The sequence below is a fragment of the Bacillus sp. UNC41MFS5 genome (genome assembly GCF_000686805.1).
Map to the genome: position 1 here is coordinate 1 of NZ_JMLP01000019.1, position 17,970 is coordinate 17,970.

A 17,970-nucleotide genomic window follows, 5' to 3' on the forward strand; every position below is an offset into this window, starting at 1 on the left:
CCAAATAAGCTTGCAACTCCAAGAACAAGTAAAGTAATGCTTATAAGAGAATCACTCATTCCTACATTTTTTACAAGGAATGGAGATAAATAAGTAAAAAGAATTCCGTACCCTGTCATTAAAAAGAAGGTGATTGATAATGCTAAAGCAATTTTTGGTTTTTTGAACATAGCCATTTGTCTCGTTAAAGGGATTGAAGCATCACCATTCATTTTTGGTATGGTATTTAAAACAATAAAAATGACAAGTAAAACTAATATTGCGGTACCGATAAATACAAATTTCCAGCCATACGTAGATGTAATAAAACGTCCAATAGGAACACCAATGATTAATGATGCGGTAAATCCCATGACAACTGTTGCAATTGAACTGGCCTTTTTATTAGCAGGTGCAATCTTGGCGGCGATATTTAAAATTGTAACGACCGCTACACCTGTACTTAAAGCCATAATAATGCGGGCAATTATAAATAATCCATACCCGGGAACAATCACTGAAAGTAAATTTCCTGCAATAAAAACAAATAACGCATAGATCAGTAATTTACGTCTTTCCATTTTAGCCGTTAATACCAGTAATATAGGTGTACCGATGGCATAGGCTAATGAAAAGACTGTAATTAATTGACCAGCCGCTCCAATTGACACTCCTAGAGCCTCTGCCATTTTATCCAAAATACCTGAGATGATGGGTTGTGAAGTACCGACTAAAAAACTTATCAGTGCTAAAATATAAATCCTTGCTGTATTTGACATGTGAAATTTTCTCCTCGATATATTATTAATTTATATATTTCTATATTTACATAAATACTGAAATAATTTTCAAAATGAAAGAACCTATTAAACCATTTTTTAATTTCCTCAAGAATTTGTTTCTTCGCTAATTTGACCCTTCCATTTTCTTCGCTTATTTCAGTTATTCAGTATTTCTATAAATAATGAAATTAAAAGTAAAATTATTCCGCTTTAACATTAAAGTAAAGCGGGAGCGTATTGAGCAAGGACTTCTCGTTGTAGACTGTAATATCTGAAGGTTCCCTCTCTGCGAACTGCTAATAATCCGCAATCGAGTAATGGTTTTAAATGATGCGTCAATGTTGAGTTGTTCGGGACTTTTAATTGATTTGCCATTTCTAGGCAAGCTAACTCTGATTGTTGAGTAAGTAATTTTACGATTTGTAAACGAGTCGATTCACCTAGTGCCTTATAGACTTTTACTGCAATATCATCATTCACTGTTAAAAACCTCCTTTCAGCAACCATTATTCCAGTATTTCTAGAAATTTTATATTTAATCAGAGATGCTCTGTCAATTGAGCTGCCATCACAAATATATCTAACAAACAAAGGAACATATAAAGCTATTTTTTTACAGCATAACGCTCCTCCTGAATAATTCCAATTGAATTGTCAATAAACGTAATTTTTTAAAAGTCGATCTATCCATACTTTATATTAAGTTGGCTTGCTCGTTTATGAAATCTGAGTAAAGCGATCAGTATAGTCTACAATTTTATACCAACAACCTTTACTTATTAGTGAAAGTAACGGTTGTTGGTATGTAAGCTGCTATTTATCAGTAAGATTGCTTACTTGTTTCATAAAATCGGCGATAAGGTCCTTTCCAAGCACACGTTGGTATTGAAGAACCCCTTTACCAGCAGCCAAAATCATTAGGGCAAGAGAATCGACATCGACTGAAGATTGAAGGTCACCTTGTTCCTGTATTTCCCGGAGTATATTCGTAATAATTAATAGTTCCTTTTCGCTTATTTCCTTTACCTTTTTCTGCATTGCCTCAGGCAAAGATTCAAAATCTGTTTGTAAGGACGAGATTGGGCAAATGTCATAACATCTAAATCGTTCCATTCTGTCCGTAAAAAAATTCTTTAGCTTCTCTTTTGGCGATATAGAGGCATTGCTATTCGAAAATCTATCCAATCGTTGCATGATCCTATCGGTAATCGCCGCTCCTAGATCCTCCTTTTTCTCAAAATGATAGTGAATGCTTGCCTTTGTGACACCCAGTTGTTTAGAAATGTCATCGTAGCTAAACGCTACATACCCTTTTTGTTGAATTAACTGCATTGCTAAATCTATTATTTGTACTTTTCGATTTTCCATAGTGCAATTTTAACTTACTAATAGGTAAGTGTCAATACCTCCATGATGTTACTGGCCACTTTTTATTTACCAAATCTATTTTTCCTCAATTGTTCATTTATTTCGCTATCTCGCCCGCGCTTTTTCCGTTATGTTACCCCTCGAAGACTCGGACCGACGGACGGATAGCATGTACCAGAGCAGCGTGATTAACGAGAAAATGCATACCGCAATTAAAGTGCCGTACACATTTTCATAGGCACGAACCAGCGAATTCTTTTTTTGAAATTCGAGTAATATACCGCAAACCGCAACGGAAAATGAACCGCCGAAAAACTGGATGAGTTGCATAAATCCCATTCCTGAACCGATCAACTTGTTCGGCAAAATACGTGACGTTTCGTAGTTTAAAGAAGCTAACGTTACAGAGGTCGCAGGCGAGAAGAATAGGTACCCGAGCAAGATGACAGTCGGTGATGTGCCTAGGTCTGCCCAAAAGGCTATCAAAACGAGAACTAAAATCCCATGCCCGAGTATCAGAAACCGCACACTGCCGTACTGGTCGATCCAGCGTCCGATGAAGAACGTGAGAAAGGCTGATAAAACGGCGCCTGGTCCGATAGTAAAGCCGATAGCCAACGGAGATTTGCCAAATAGATTAGCAAGTGCCAGTGGCATTAAAAACAAGTTACCGATATTCAGCACCATAAGGAAGAAACCGACAACAAGGAGTTTCCGGTACATTGGCTTTGCCAAGAGTTCCGGGTTGATAAAAGATTCTTTCGTGCGTTTGAGGTGCCAGACATGGGCAGCAATCGATAACAATCCGGCTGTCAGCCAGACGGCTGAACGTTGCGTTACGGCGGTGAGAAGAGTCACCGCATGGACGACAGTCAGAAAAGCGCCGGTTATATCAAACCGGAAAAGCTTTGGCTCCTCTTTGGGGAGCAGGCGCAGCAGAATTGGGAGAAGAGCAAGCACATGGCAAGAGACAGCAAATAACCATTTCCAGCCGATGTACTCGCTGATCATCCCACCGACGATTGGCCCGAGGCCAAATGCCATGGCAGTTCCCGCCGAAATCATTGAAATTGCTCTGCCTCGCCTTTCATAAGGAATATACCGGCTGGCTAAAACGAGGCCAAGTCCCGGCATCACGCCTGCGCCGGCGGACTGCGCAATTCGAGCTATTAGCAGAGCTTGAAAATTCGTCGCGAAGATGCCGAATACGGAAGAAAGCCCCAGTATCATGAGTCCAACTGCCAGCAATCTTCGAATAGGCAGGACGTCGGAAAGTCTGCTGAAAATCACCGTTGATAATCCATATCCGATCGAGTAACTTGAAACAATCCACGATCCAAGTGACGCCGAAACCCCGATATCCTTAATGATGCTCGGAATGGAGACGTTAAACATCGTCGTGTTCATCATGACGATGAACAGTCCGAACGTCCATACCGGCATTACGATTTTGTCATTCATATTGTTAGCTCCTATCCGATGTTATTTTTTATTCTTTAAATAAAGTGAATAATTCAATTCTCAACCTTTATTATTCGTCGTTTCAAGTTTAGCTAGGTAATCTCTTAAGAAGCCAATAGAGCGGTTTATATAAATGGGGTCATAATATAGCTTTGTCATCATAAGAGAACCCTCAATTGTGGATATAAATATAGTTGTAAAAGTTTCAGAATCTATTGTAGAAATGATTTCTCCGTTTTTTATCCCCTTTCGAACTATTCGAACAATCATGGAATATAAATCATTCATGGCCCTTACTGTCGCCTCCCGTAAATCGGGATGTGCATCATCTGACTCTATCGCTGCATTTAAGATCGGACAACCTCCAGGAATAGGCTTCCCTTCTACTAATAACAAAAAAACATCAAGTATAGCATACAGCTTTTCAATAGTAGTATTTTGGTTATCAATTGCTTTTTGAAAAGTCATGGACATGGTATTAATTGAGTAGGAAAATGCTTCCAATGAAAGTTCTGCTTTACTTTTAAAATGATTATATATTCCTCCCTTTTCCATCCCGGTTTCTTCCATGATAGCAGTAATAGAAGTACTCATATAACCTTCTATATTTAATAGCCCAGAGGCTTTTTCAATAATCATCTGCTTCGTTCGTTCGCCTTTGCGCATATTTTTGTCCTCTTTTCTGACTGATTTTTCAAACTGAACGGTCTGTTAAATTTAGTATAACTCTATAAGTCTTCAAAATCACTTTATCTTTATCTGAACATTGCAATTATATTGACAAATAAAATCTATTAAAGTATATAATAAAAACAGACCGTTTTGTATTTTTTATAATGGAGGGTTGTTAAAATGAGTAAAAAAGTTCTTGATATGCAAAAAATTATGAATGGTGAAGTTCCACCACCACCCATTGCAAGGTTAATTGGGGCGGAGCTGGTAGATGTCGAAGAAGGAAAAGCAGTTTTTGAATTAGAATGTAATACAGAAAAACATGCAAATCCTATGGGGACAATCCACGGTGGGATTCTATGTGATATTGCCGATATGGCGATGGGTGTAGCCTTTGCGAGTACATTAGAAACTAATGAATCCTTTACAACCGTTGAACTTAAAATTAACTATTTAAAACCCGTCTGGAACGAAAAAATTATAGCAAAAGGAGAGGTTATGAAAAGAGGAAACACTATAGGGTTGATTAAGTGTGATGTTTTTGATGAAGGAGGTTCCCTAGTCGCCCATGCTTTAAGCACATGTATGATTCTTCGAGGAGAAAAATCAGCAGGAAGATAGGAGTACAAATTTAGCTTATAAATTACTGGTAATGTTCCAGCGGATCCAAATGGTTTATTATCTTATCAAAACAAGAGTCTAGCTGTTCATTTTTGTTTAACAGAAAACAATAATCATTTATAAAACAGCCTTATTTTATATATTAGTTTTTTGGCAGGGGGTCATAAAAACTGAAAAATGGTGATATTATAATTTTCAATGGAGAGAAATTTATCATTCAATGGATATATGAAAGTGGGTATTGTGAAATAAAACATATTGACAAAATTAGAAATGAACTTGTCCATATTTCAGATATTCAAATCCATTTGAAACAAAACTTTAAAATTTAACAAAAATTTCTCTCTTATTTAACCATAGTGCTTGAGTGGATGATGATAAAGCTGCTTTTTACAGCAGCTTTATTTTTTGTGTTGGCGTGGCCTGTTAGTAAAGAACGGGTGCAATAGTTTAAGATTATCAACTGTTTAAGCGTCTTTTTTTGCTTGTTGCACTACCATGAAAATTAAATTCTGTGAGATCCGAAAAATAGTTTTGAATTGAGCATTTATGTCTAAAACGCCTCTGAATTGTCCTGAGGCGTTTTATTTAATTCTCAGTATTAATTTTTTGGTATTAAAAATGTAAGACAAACTTATATTGCAGAACACTTTCCTCCACAAGCCATTTATTTTTTTAATAAATTAGATCCAACCAATGAATTTGATTTATTCAACAACCTGGAGAGTGACGTCAATATTCCCTCTTGTGGCTTTTGAGTATGGACAGAATTCGTGGGCCTTATGTACAAGCTCTTCTAATTTTTCCTTTTCCACACCAGTCCCTTTTACTTGCAACGTTACCGCAATTTTGAATCCTTGATCGGCCTCATCTTTTAAGAAATCTACATTTGCCGTTACTTGTGATTCGAATTTGACATGTTCCTGCCTTGCGATGTGCTGTAAAGCCCCATCGAAACAAGCAGAGTAACCGCTAGCGAACAACTGTTCAGGGTTTGTCGCGTTTGGTAATTCTTTCGCTCTTGGGGAGCCGGGCATTGCTAAATCCACTTTTATCTTGCCATCAGATGATTCAACTCTGCCTTGTCTTCCTCCACTAGCTGTTGCAGATGATGTGAATAATGGTTTTGTAGTCATCGATTTTCTCCTTTTTAAAGAATAATGTCTTGCCTTAATGTTCACAAAGAGATAGCTTATTACCCTTAATTCAAAACCTAACATTTTGAAAAGCTAATCTGAAATTTCCGACTAGCTTTTCTTATCGGTCAAAATGTTATTGATTCGCTTTTTTGACCCACTCCGCAACTGTAACGGTACGTTTAGCTTGATGTTTAACAGCGGCCTGTACGTCTTCGATCATTTTCCCATCTTGTCCAACAGTAACACTTGTTCCATAAGGGTTACCACCTGCTCCGAAGGTGACTGGATCTGTATAACCAGGAGCTGCTACAATTGCACCCCAATGATACATGGTGGTATAAAGGGATAAAATCGTTGCTTCTTGACCGCCATGAGGATTTTGTGCAGAAGCCATGGCGCTAACTACTTTGTTTACAAGTTTTCCGTTAAACCATAAACCTCCGGTTGTATCCAAAAATTGCTTCATTTGTGCAGGCATGTTACCAAATCGCGTAGGTACACTGAAGATAATGGCATCTGCCCATTCCAAATCATTTAATGTTACTTCAGGTACTGCCTTTGTTGCTTCAACATGAGCTTTCCAACCAGGATTTCCTTCAATAACTGATTGTGGTGCAAGCTCAGGGACTTTTAATACTTTTACTTCAGCACCCGCTACTTTTGCTCCTTCTTCAGCCCATTTTGCTAATTGATAGTTTGTTCCACCCATGCTGTAATAAATTACGGCTAATTTTACATTTGTCATAGTTTCGACCTCCTTTTCTGATGAATCCCCAAATAGTTTTGATAAAAAACCCATTTTAATACACCACCTATTTTCTCAATCATTTTCAATTAATATTCATTATAATGCCGTTTCTTTATTTTTTTGATTCTCATTAAAAAACAGTTGATTTATATTCGATTCATTGTCTGAAATTTTTATTATTTAATTATAGTTTGCGATACCATTGTGCTGCTTCTTCTACCTCTTCGACGGTTAACTGATGGCCTCTATTCTCCCAATGAAGTTCAACCTTTGCGTTTGCGTGCTCAAGTAACGATTGTAGTTCAGCAGATTCCAATGGTGAGCAGATTGGGTCATTTGTTCCAGCAGCAATAAATACTGACTTCCCTGACAAATCTGGAAGATCAATTCCTTTTCTCGGCACCATTGGATGATGAAGAATGGCACCCTTTAATGCATTTTGATAATGGAATAATAAACTAGCGGCAATATTTGCGCCATTTGAATACCCAATTGCCAAAATATTATTTCGGTCAAAACCATATTTTTGTGATGCTTCGTCAAGAAACTCATTTAACTCCTTTGTTCTGAATATTAAATCTTCTTCATCAAAAACTCCTTCAGCTAATCTTCGGAAAAATCGAGGCATTCCATTTTCCAATATATTCCCACGTACACTTAATACTGAAGCCTCATCATCAATTCTTCCCGCAAGTGGCAGCAGGTCTAATTCATTTCCACCTGTACCGTGTAGCAACAGTAAAGTTGGTTTTGATGGATCAGTCCCCTTATTAAATATATGTTTCATCATTTATCTCCTTCCAATACTCGAACCTCCGCAAAAGGTAAGGTTTCTTCTAATTCTTCACGCTTTGACTCTAACCATGAAGGTAACATAAGTTTTTTTCCAAGTTCAGCGACAGGTTCATCAACCGAAAAGCCTGGCGGGTCGGTCGCTATTTCGAAGATGATTCCCCCTTCTTCATGAAAATAAAGAGCTTTAAAGTAGTTTCCGATCAAGTATTTCTGTCGGATCGTCCAGAGGCTTATCATATCGAAACAATTCTTCCTTTTCGTGAATTAATCTAATTCTCTTACTTCAATCGGAATCAATACTTGCTCAATTTCTCCTCTATGCGGTTCGTATTGTGATGGCAACATCAATTTTTCTCCCATCGTCGCCAATGATTCATCATGAGCGAATCCAGGTGGATCTGTTGCAATTTCAAATAGAATTTCTCCATGTTCTCTAAAGTAAATCGCATTAAAGTAGTTTCGATCCTGTACGGGTGTAACACCATACCCGTTCGTCTCAACATACCTCTTCCAATCCAATTGATCCTGGTCATCTTTAGCCCGCCATGCAATATGGTGTACTGTTCCTACACCCATTTGACCGCGTCCAATAGGAGTTAATTTTAGGTCGATAATATTTCCGATATCTGCAGAAGAACGATAACGAGCGAAATCTCCTTCTTTTCCGATTAATTCAAGTCCCATTACATTTTCTAACAATTCCCCGGTTTTGTTAGGTTGTGCAGATAAAAGAGTTGCGCCGCCAAACCCTTTGATAGCAACTTCAGGAGTTACCCCACCGAAAGTGAATGTATTGACTTCCCCTTTTTCTCTTTCAACAATTTCCAAGTGAAGTCCATGCGGATCATCAAATTCTAAATATTGCTCTCCAAAGCGTTCCATTTTAGTGAATGAAACATTGAATTTTTCAAGTCTTTTTTCCCAAAATTCCATAGCACCTTTCGGAACAACATAAGAAGTGACCCCCACTTGACCGTCACCAATGATTCCTTGACGAGCACCAGCCCATGGGAAAAAGGTAATAATCGTACCTGGTTTTCCCCCTTCATTACCGAAATAAAGATGATAAGTACCAGGATCATCAAAATTTACCGTTTGTTTCACTAATCGTAACCCAAGAACTCCAGCGTAGAAATCTACATTTTCCTGCGGATGCCCTACAATTGCTGTTATATGGTGAATACCCATGGTTTTCTTTGTCATTTTTGTCACTCCATTATCTAAAGTTTTTTTACCAATCATTTTAAATTGTCTGATCCTTAGTAAAACTTAAATTGTATTAATCTAATCCATAATAATTATTTTGTACAATTGATATAATTAAACTCTATTGCAATCAACTGTTTTTAATTCAATAATCTCTAATTCGAGATATTTATTCTAAAAATTCATTTTTTCACTTTTTTAATTTTTTTCAAAAGATTGACTATTATCTGTGCCTCATCAGGGTTTAATGAACCAAAAATATCATCCACCAATTCTTGATGTTTTGGCATGATTTTCTCCATCAAATCAATTCCAGCATCAGTTAATGTCACATGTATTACACGCCTGTCATCAGGACATGGAAGTCGATTTAATAAACCTTTTTGTTCTAATTTGTCAATAACATACGTCATCGAACCACTGGATATTAGGATGCTATTACCAATCTGCTGAATCGTTTGTTTTTCATTATGGTAAAGGACTTCTAAAACCGAAAATTCTGTAATACTTAGGTTATTTTTGGCCATCTCATCCCTTATTCGCTCCTGGATTACTTTTGAAGTATGCATCAATTCTAGAAATGGTTGGTTGGCGCATTCTCTTTTCATTTTAACCACCTCTTCTAATGAAATTTCTCGTTTTAAAATATCTCGGATTCGAGATATTAATAAAAATAATATAATTTACAATGTTATTTTAGTCAAAATCTCATTTTATTTGGATTAAACTTCAGATTTAATTAATCATTTGTTGAGCTTCACGAAGTTGAAAAATTCGATTTTTACGAGGCATAAATCTACGAATTTCTTCTCCGTTATATCCGACTTGTAACTTTTTTTCATCAATGATTAACGGTGTTCGTAATAATTCTGGGTTATCTTTAATGATTTTGTACAATTCTTGAAGTGATAAAGATTCAATGTTGCCATTCAATTTTTGAAAAGCTTTCGAATTTTTTGAAATGATTTGATCTGTACCATATTCTGTTAGATGAAGAATTTTTTTAATCTCATCGATCGTAATCGGTTCAGATAAAATGTTTCTTTCTTTGTAAGTAATTTGGTGGTCCTCAAGCCAAGCTTTAGCTTTACGGCAATATACACAACTAGGTGTTAAATATAAAGTTACCATTTTAACAAGACCTTCCATTTAATACTTTTTTTAATTTTATCTCAAATCTAATTATCTCAAATTAAAGATAACTTAATTATAAATAATTTTATCAATTTGTCAACAATCTATTTTTATATTAAAAAATGGAAAAAATTATATTATTACCTAATGGATCTTTTCCGTTGCTGGTATAAATTTTTAAGTTCAGCTCCATGATAAAGTATTCGAGGCAATTTATTAAAATCATATTGAATTACTTTATCAAAGCTATCTAAATAAGCATGTGAAGAATGTGCAATCATAAGATTTAGCACTTTTTCTTTTGTATTAAAAATAATGATAGGTTTATTAAGCGACCATGCATATCCCACTTCCCACATTGTTCCAGGATCCTGATCGTTATAAACTGCAAAGATAATATCGCTATACTGAATGGCATTTACATCCGTAACAAAGTTTTGATATTGCCATTGATAAGATCCAAAAGGAAACTCACTTTTGTATTTTCGTGGAGAAAAAACATTTAATCCTTTATTAAATAAAATTATTTCTAACTTTTCTAACAGTGCAATTTGTTCTGAGTTAAAAAATGGTCCTGCCAAATATACGTTCATTTATTGACCTCCAAAGGGTTATAAAAATAATTATTAAGAGGTTTATGAAAATAGAAATCACAAATGACGTACCTCTTTTAACAACTTTTGAGTAACAGAACCTTTTGTTATCTCCTCCCATCGGGAACGAGCAGATTGCTGAAACACTGATTGAACTGGATGAATCCTATGATTCTCAGTTCAACAAGGAAAGTATATTTCATACAATCACCTAATGCCTCTTGGTCAGCTACTAAACTTTAGTCAAAAAGCGTTCCTGCTTATTTCATTTAAGGAAACAGCGGAATTTCTTTAGCTGGTATTTTAGGTGAAACTGAATATATTAGTGGATTTTCTCACGGTAATTCGCAACTTCGACATGCAGGATTACATTTGGATGAAGCTAGTTCTGGGAAGTGGAAAGGGAAATTTGTTTTATCAAAACGCGGAAGGTCAAGGTTACGGCGATTCCTTTACTTAGCCACAACGAGCCTAGTAATGAATAACCCAGAATTCCAAGCAATGCACACCCATAATGTTAAAGTTTTAAAAATGAAGAAAATGGAATCAATTATGAAGTTGATTGGTAAGTTGGCCAGAATTTTTGTAGGAATGGCTCGAAGAAATGAATCCTATAGATCTGAAAAACTCCAAATACCAACATCTATAGCAGCTTAGTAGAATGAATTTTTAGAACATCAATCTTTCTCAATACGGACAATGAAATAGTAAATCTTTAGTTTTTACAAATCGAATGTTGGTTATTTTGAGTTCGTGACCATAATGTTATCACTTTATTTCTATTCGGCACCAAACCCTATGTTACCGACATCATCTGCAGATCCTGTTTTAATTGGTCTGCAGATTATTTTATTTACTTTATTAATTTTTACTGTTTAGCATATTACGAAATTGACCATTAATCTGCGTTATTGTAAATGACCTCAACCTTGAAAAGGACGAGTCTTGTATTCTTTCTAGTTATTTATTGTTACCGACAGTTTCTATAAATGTTTATTTATCAAGTGGTTTGCTACCTATTGTATTTCCTAATAATCAAAAATTATCGCTGATTATTTTAAGTTGGGTGCCAAAAGCATGCCACTGGGGATGCCATTTAATCCACCTAAATATAAGGCACTTTGTAAAAAGTAATCTTAATATTTTTACTACACACGAAAACTTATTTTTACTTATTTTATGTAACTCACGGCACATTACAAAATTATAAATGTATTTGAACTAATGGAATATGATTTACTAATTTTTATTAAGATTACTTAATTGAACAAAATAAAGAAAAATATGACGAGGTTTTGAATAATAAAAATCCAAATTCCTCGTCATTTCCTTTTTATGTCTATTTTCATATTCACTAGTTAAAGCGTAAAAAATAAAAAAGAATACGGACGATTGTACCATTACTTCTTTGTAGATATTAGCCCTGTTTTATCGACAACCCTTGGCCAACATAATTTTAATCTTCGACAAATAGTTGTACTAAATACTTGGTTTTTCCTCTTCATTAAATCATAATCCCTTTGATTCGTTGAACCGATTCGAAGCAATTCTTTTTTTAAATCTTCAAGGGTTTCTTGATTTGATTTCAACAAAACCGCCCCCTAATTTTTTCAAAGGAATGCACATTTCATTTATTTAAATTTATCAACAGTTTCTCTTTTATCAGCCACGCTCCTCCAATTACGCCTGCATTATTTCCTAGTGTTGCAGTAACAATCTCAACACCTTGAGCCACTCTTGGAAAAGCAAAAGAAATAAATTCCTGTTTCAAAGGTCCCAAAAGTGCGCCACCTGCTTTTGAAACTCCGCCTCCTAGTACAATTTTTTCTGGATTTAAGGCATTAGCTAAATTGGCAAGAGCCAGTCCTAAGTTATATACAACCTGTTGGATGATTTTCTTAGAAATTTCATCCCCTTCGTTTGCAGCATCAAAAACTTTCTTGGCTGTTAGGGTTTGATTTTCCTCATAAAAGTCCCTTAATTTACTAGTACAATCAGTAACAGATAGTTCCTTTTGTGCTAAATGGACAATTCCTCTTGCAGACGCAACAGTTTCTAAACATCCCGATTTCCCACAATTACAAGCTGAACCATCCTTAGGAACAGAAGTAATATGACCAATTTCACCACCAGCTCCATTTGCACCATGTACAATCTCACCATTAACGATAATCCCACCCCCTACGCCTGTCCCTAATGTTACAAAGATCAAATTCGTAGCTCCCTTGCCAGCACCTTTCCACATTTCACCGATTGCTGCAATATTGGCATCATTTTCAACGACAACTGGCAAAGAAGTTTCCCTCTCAAGAATATCTTTTAAAGGAAAGTTCTCCCATCCCAAATTAACAGCTACCTCTATGGAACCATCATCCTCATTAACAGGCCCCGGCGCTCCGATTCCAATACCGATTAGCCGATTTTTAGTTTGATTTAATTCCTCCAACTTTTGATCAATCGATCTTGCAATCGCTATTGGAATAAACTGACCCCTTTCTCTTTTGTCAGTATCTATCTCCCAGCTATAAATGATTTCACCATGCAAACTAATAAATGCCATTTTAATCGTGGTGCCACCTAAATCAACACCAACTAACCATTTTTCATCCATACCCATCACTCTATTTCTGTATTATATTTGTGATTTTCCTACTTCAGCGTTCCAAAAAAGCCCTTGAAATCTACTTAGTTTTATTTATATCTCTTTTTTATTTATACAGCTAGCAACACTTTTTATAAATTAATCTATGCTGATATTAATGATTTAAACGGTATTCCGCAGCTTAGTACTACTAGGCTACACCTAAATAAAGATGAAACACATTGAGGATTCAATGCGTTCCATCAAAGTTCTATAACTCTATTACTTATCTCTATAACTATTTTATTTTCGTCGGTTTTATATTTTCAGTTCCGTCGCGGTCAATGACAATCATTCCCCAATATTCCAGACTTGGAAGAGTAATAACTATCTCTTTATTCTCCCATTTATATTGAATTTCTTTTAATTGTCCCTGATCTGCATCCGGGCTTGCCGTATAAACTTTTAAGTCAGGCAGTTCTTGTTGGCTCTTTCCAATAGGATAGTGTACCGTTATATCATTATACTTATTCGGTGTTAAAGCGGCATTTCTCCAGTTTGAATCATTATTTAAGAGATTGATAAGATGAACAACATCGTAATCCTCAAATCCTTTATTATTACTATTTTCCCTGACAATCGACCAAATGGTATTTTTCTCTCCATTTCTGCTAACTTTAAGTGGCTGCCCTTTTTCCTCCACCTTTATCAATCGATCCGTCTCTTTACTATCAAACAGAAGATTTTCGTAAGCAGCGAAGAACTTATAGTAATCCTTCATCGATCCTTTAAGAGGACTTGTCATTTTTTTGCTACGATTTGGATAATATTCATGGGCCAACATGTTAGGTCCTTCTTCATATTTTTCAGCAGTACCCAATTCAATATGTGTTGCACCCAGAGCCGCTAATCCCGCATCCATTAAACGTACTGATGGTTCATCAAATAGGCCTATTGTCATTCTGCGTAAATCAATAGATCCTTTTTGATTTTCCTCTTGTTTCAATGTTATTTTATGTTTCCCTGAGTCTAAACCTGGTAAAACAACGTATCCATCCTCACTATAGGAATCCTTACTTCCTGTACTCTTAAATGCAACCGTATAAGGTTTCCTATTGTCATCTAATATCTGTTTTCCATCTACATAAATTTCCCTTACTGTATCTGCTCCTGCATTAGCATAAGTAAAGATAAAACTAGTCTCTCCCTTTTGAGCTAAATTTACGTCAAACGTTACTTCGTCCCCTGCATGCCCGAAATTTAACAATGTATCTTTGTAGATATGCATTGGAGGAAGAGAATTGGTAGATTCTGCTTGATATTTTTTACTTCCTATTTGCAAATAATCCAACTTCACCCCGTCATCATCGAGATTTTCCACTCTAATGGTTATCTTATTTTTTCCTTCTTTCAAAGGAATTCCAGTCATGGTTTCATCTTTCCAACTGTTACTATAAGTAAAGCTAATGTTTTTCATTTTCTCATCATTTACATAGACAGAACGATTTGCAGTTCTTTTCGATAAAGAGTCATTGTTATATCTCCAGACTAAATCAAAGTTTCCTGTATGTGGAGCATTTACCTCAAAAGTTAAGAAATCCCCATCTTCATTAAAATCATACACATTTCCTATTGAAGTAGTAATTCCATTACCCTCCGGAGCAAATACTGCTTCTTCGACTTGATATTCTTCATCACCAACCAGTAAACTATCTAAATTGATATACTCACCATTTGAAGCCAGTTCAAACACAACCTCATGCTGGCCAGCAGGGACAGTTGCTTTTATCGACTTCTCAACCATCGCACCATCCCAACCACCTGGTGTACTGGAAAATATATTTTCAGAAACTGTTTTTCCATCAACATAACTGTTGTTTGCTGGAATTAATTTTCCATCGACATAGATATTTACTTTTGGATTATTGCCTGTTTTATATTTAAATCTTAGTGTATCAGTTTCCCTTTGATTATTGACAGTGAAAATAGCACGTTCGCCTGCGCTTCCAAAGTTATCAGTCTTACCAGGAGAAACAGCAATACTACTAGTTCTTTCCACAAAAGGATTCCATCCAAGGTCGGCTTGTTCAGCTTCTATCACTCTATTATTCACTTCAAAATTGTCGACTTCTATTCCTGTTTCAGCGGTTTGTCCTTCCATCTTCAGTTGTATCTCATTTGTTCCTTTAAATAGATAGATTGGAATTTCAACTTTATTCCAGCCATCGCCGCTTGTTTTGGAGAAGTTAACCACTCCAGCTTTTTTACCATTAACGAAAAAGCTTCGTTGTGTTACACTGCCTGCATTTTTATACGCAACGGAGATTGGATATTCTTTTGACTCATTAGCATCTACTTTAAAAGATACATAATCTCCCTGTTGTTTAAAGTTACTTATAGAATTAGTTGATTTTTCCAATATAGGTTGCCGTGTTGGCTCCCAGCCGATTTCTGCTCTTTCAGCTTGGAATCGCGTATCTCCAACCATCATGTAATCAACTTTCCCCCCTGTATCGTTGGCACCTTCTACTTTTAGAACAACTTTGTTTTCTCCTGCTTTTAACGGCACTTGAATTTCTTTAGAATTTTCAAAAGCTTCCCAGCCACCAGTAGGTTCGAACTTAATAGAATCAAAAGCGAGTTCATCATTGACATACATATGACGATTTACAGCCACGCTTTCAACACCATATCCAAATTTAATTGGGTATGTTCCTGCCTGATCTTCATTCACTGTAAATTTAATAAAGTCTCCGTCTGTATCAAAGTTATATACATGTCCAATTTTATCTACTTTACAACTGATTAGTTCCGCATCTTCTGCCTCATATTCTTTTTCAAACAAATCCTTTTTAACAACTATACTATCTACGTTTAACCAGAGATCATTAGTATTGAGTTGAAGTTTTATTTGATTTGTTCCTTTTTCTAAATCTAATGATAAATTTTTAATCGCCACAGGATTTCCCCATCCTGTTTTTTCATTAAAAGTTATCGCATTATTAACGATTTGATTATTGACAGATAATTTCCCTTCAGGGCTATCGCCATTATCATGTCCGTATTTGAGAGAAACATTGTAGGTTCCTGCATCAGGAATATCTACTTTCCATATAATTTGATCTTCGTCCTTTTTTCCAAAGTCCCCAACCCAACCAGGAGTTTTTTGAATACGCGATACAAATTGCTCTGATTTAGGAACACCTTTCACATCTGCCACCTCATAGTGGTCTCCGGTAGCCTGCTTATAATTCATATATCCAGCAATGACAACAGCTTTTCCACCATTTGTCTTACGGGTTTCCTCAACTACTTTTACTAAATCTCGATAGTTGTCTTTATCCTGCCAAATTTCACTATAATCAAAATCTGTGTTTGTAGATGGAATCGGAACATCCTTGTAACCTTCATTTCCACCAACCATATTGAAGGTAACAAAATTTTTCTTATTATCATTCTTTACAAGAGAATCTTTTACTGAATTAATCAGAGAATCATAGTCCTTTGAAAAATAACGTTTCTCACCACTGTAATCATATAAGTAATCATTATCATTCGCGCCCCACTGATCTAGGTGTATGCCGTCAAAGCCAAATTCGTTTACACTTCTAGTAAACTCTTTGTTAATGTATTTTTGCCATAGTGGATTGCCTGGATCCTGCAGGTATAGGCCTGTATTCGCCCAGTCAAAGAAAAAACCTTCCTGATCAGCAAGTTTAGGATTTGGGAATTGAGCATTCTTCCGATACAGCCCCCATTCTTTTTTCACTTCAAAATCCTCGTAATTTTCCCTAGCTGCATAATTCATTTGGTAAGCTAAGGCTGCTGCATTATATTTTTGCGCTGCTTGAACTTGCTGTTTTATGGACAACGGAAAAAGTTTACGGCCTAATAAATCATTATAAGCAGTATTCGGTCCGATCTCCTGTGTAATAAAATTTCCTTTTTCGTCTAAAAGTGGTTTCCCGCTGCTATCCGTTTTGGAATAAACAGATACATCGTGCCGCCACATCCAATCATAAAATTGAAATCCATTTAAATAGTATTCTTGTGTAAGCTGCTTCATCTTCTTATCACTTTCAGCTGTTGTCTCTTTAGGAAACTCCGTTGTATAACCGTACCGTGGATAATGAGTCCAATCACTGGAGACATCAATTGCTGCTGTAAGAACTTGATTGGAACCCTCAATGGATGCTTTCACCAGATAGCCTCGAAAGTCTTCAGCGGAAGGTGTCCATACGATTTCCACTCCCTTTAGATCCTTCTTGACCAGAATATTTTTCTTACCTTCCGCGACCTTCTCATTTAAATGATAGACTTCCAAATTAAGCGTGCCCTTCCACTCTTGGGATGAATCGAACAACAGCGACATCGTTACTTTTTCTCCCGGATTATAACGTGATTTGTCTACCAAAAATGCTTGAATAGGTTCTGCAGGTAGTTGCTTTTTAGCTGCCTGAGATATTTGCTCGCTAGTGGCGTGAGCTTTGATCACTGGTGTAAACGGCACCGACGTTAATGCCAAATTTAATGCTACTAAACTGATAAGTGAAAACTTTTTTCGTTTACGTTTGAAAATTTTCATGCTTTCCTCCTTAGTTTCTTAAGATTTATGGAAGCGTTCGCCAAAACTAATCTTGTATTCCCTTTCGGAAAAGGATGTTAGGTTTATTTTCATTTAAATTACAAAATTTTGTAACCGTTAACATTACTTTGTTGGTGTCTTATATTTTGTTCATGGAAAATAGAAACATGTTAGAGGGAGTTTTTTATTATTACTAGTTGAGAGATAAAAAACACCAAAATTGACTGAGTTTTATAGGAACATAAAAACTGTACAAATTTCTATTAAAATTGTCCTTCACCCCCCAAAAAAAGACCCTGCCAATTA

Annotated in this window: 16 protein-coding genes and 2 pseudogenes; 2 read left to right on the forward strand and 16 right to left on the reverse strand. The window is 36.0% G+C overall.

Annotation, left to right across the window (positions count from 1 at the left end):
- The 5 genes from BR30_RS0111280 to BR30_RS0111300 form a co-directional block, all read right to left on the reverse strand.
- The coding region (locus BR30_RS0111280; protein ID WP_026565114.1) for an MFS transporter at positions 1–758 on the reverse strand (758 nt) is incomplete at its 3' end.
- A gap of 219 nt (positions 759–977) precedes the next feature.
- A complete protein-coding gene (locus tag BR30_RS0111285) occupies positions 978–1,352 on the reverse strand; it encodes an ArsR/SmtB family transcription factor (RefSeq protein ID WP_331280784.1) in 375 nt (124 codons plus the stop codon).
- 222 nt (positions 1,353–1,574) lie between these two features.
- Entirely contained in the window at positions 1,575–2,129 is a 555-nt protein-coding gene (locus BR30_RS0111290) for a TetR/AcrR family transcriptional regulator (RefSeq protein ID WP_026565116.1), read from the reverse strand.
- A gap of 105 nt (positions 2,130–2,234) precedes the next feature.
- Entirely contained in the window at positions 2,235–3,590 is a 1,356-nt protein-coding gene (locus tag BR30_RS0111295; protein WP_026565117.1) for an MFS transporter, read from the reverse strand.
- Between the two features lie 60 nt (positions 3,591–3,650).
- A complete protein-coding gene (locus BR30_RS0111300) occupies positions 3,651–4,256 on the reverse strand; it encodes a TetR/AcrR family transcriptional regulator (protein ID WP_026565118.1) in 606 nt (201 codons plus the stop codon).
- Positions 4,257–4,442: 186 nt separating this feature from the next.
- On the opposite strand from BR30_RS0111300, the gene BR30_RS0111305 reads away from it, so the two are divergent.
- A complete protein-coding gene (locus BR30_RS0111305; RefSeq protein ID WP_026565119.1) occupies positions 4,443–4,883 on the forward strand; it encodes a PaaI family thioesterase in 441 nt (146 codons plus the stop codon).
- Between the two features lie 707 nt (positions 4,884–5,590).
- On the opposite strand, the gene BR30_RS0111310 is transcribed toward BR30_RS0111305, so the two are convergent.
- From BR30_RS0111310 to BR30_RS33185, 8 genes and pseudogenes are all read right to left on the reverse strand, one after another.
- Complete coding sequence (locus BR30_RS0111310) at positions 5,591–6,019, reverse strand: organic hydroperoxide resistance protein (protein WP_026565120.1); 429 nt, start codon at positions 6,017–6,019, stop codon at positions 5,591–5,593.
- 136 nt (positions 6,020–6,155) lie between these two features.
- A complete protein-coding gene (gene wrbA, locus BR30_RS0111315) occupies positions 6,156–6,821 on the reverse strand; it encodes an NAD(P)H:quinone oxidoreductase (RefSeq protein WP_026565121.1) in 666 nt (221 codons plus the stop codon).
- 133 nt (positions 6,822–6,954) lie between these two features.
- The gene (locus tag BR30_RS0111320; RefSeq protein WP_026565122.1) at positions 6,955–7,557 is read right to left on the reverse strand and encodes an alpha/beta hydrolase; all 603 of its coding nucleotides are present in this window, start codon (positions 7,555–7,557) and stop codon (positions 6,955–6,957) included.
- Positions 7,557–7,782: pseudogene (locus tag BR30_RS0111325) on the reverse strand (ring-cleaving dioxygenase); the annotation flags it as partial. The gene BR30_RS0111320 and the pseudogene BR30_RS0111325, both read right to left, overlap by 1 nt.
- Positions 7,783–7,829: 47 nt before the next feature.
- A complete protein-coding gene (locus BR30_RS0111330) occupies positions 7,830–8,768 on the reverse strand; it encodes a ring-cleaving dioxygenase (RefSeq protein WP_026565124.1) in 939 nt (312 codons plus the stop codon).
- 185 nt (positions 8,769–8,953) lie between these two features.
- Positions 8,954–9,379, reverse strand: a complete 426-nt coding sequence (locus BR30_RS0111335) for a MarR family winged helix-turn-helix transcriptional regulator (RefSeq protein ID WP_026565125.1) — start codon at positions 9,377–9,379, stop codon at positions 8,954–8,956.
- 127 nt (positions 9,380–9,506) lie between these two features.
- Positions 9,507–9,902, reverse strand: a complete 396-nt coding sequence (spxA, locus tag BR30_RS0111340) for a transcriptional regulator SpxA (protein ID WP_026565126.1) — start codon at positions 9,900–9,902, stop codon at positions 9,507–9,509.
- Between the two features lie 143 nt (positions 9,903–10,045).
- The gene (locus tag BR30_RS33185; protein ID WP_051633569.1) at positions 10,046–10,498 is read right to left on the reverse strand and encodes a nucleoside 2-deoxyribosyltransferase; all 453 of its coding nucleotides are present in this window, start codon (positions 10,496–10,498) and stop codon (positions 10,046–10,048) included.
- A gap of 273 nt (positions 10,499–10,771) precedes the next feature.
- On the opposite strand from BR30_RS33185, the pseudogene BR30_RS0111350 reads away from it, so the two are divergent.
- Positions 10,772–11,155 (forward strand): annotated as a pseudogene (locus BR30_RS0111350) (transposase); the annotation flags it as partial.
- 743 nt (positions 11,156–11,898) lie between these two features.
- On the opposite strand, the gene BR30_RS0111355 reads toward BR30_RS0111350, so the two are convergent.
- The 3 genes from BR30_RS0111355 to BR30_RS33190 all read right to left on the reverse strand — a co-directional run bounded on the left by BR30_RS0111355 (position 11,899) and on the right by BR30_RS33190 (position 17,664).
- Positions 11,899–12,087: a hypothetical protein gene (locus BR30_RS0111355; RefSeq protein WP_026565128.1), complete on the reverse strand. Its 189-nt coding sequence runs from the start codon at positions 12,085–12,087 to the stop codon at positions 11,899–11,901.
- 38 nt (positions 12,088–12,125) lie between these two features.
- Positions 12,126–13,109, reverse strand: a complete 984-nt coding sequence (locus BR30_RS0111360) for an ROK family glucokinase (protein ID WP_026565129.1) — start codon at positions 13,107–13,109, stop codon at positions 12,126–12,128.
- Between the two features lie 268 nt (positions 13,110–13,377).
- Positions 13,378–17,664 (reverse strand): glycoside hydrolase family 66 protein, encoded by a 4,287-nt coding sequence (locus BR30_RS33190; protein WP_051633570.1) that lies wholly within the window; start codon positions 17,662–17,664, stop codon positions 13,378–13,380.
- Positions 17,665–17,970 lie beyond the last annotated feature (306 nt).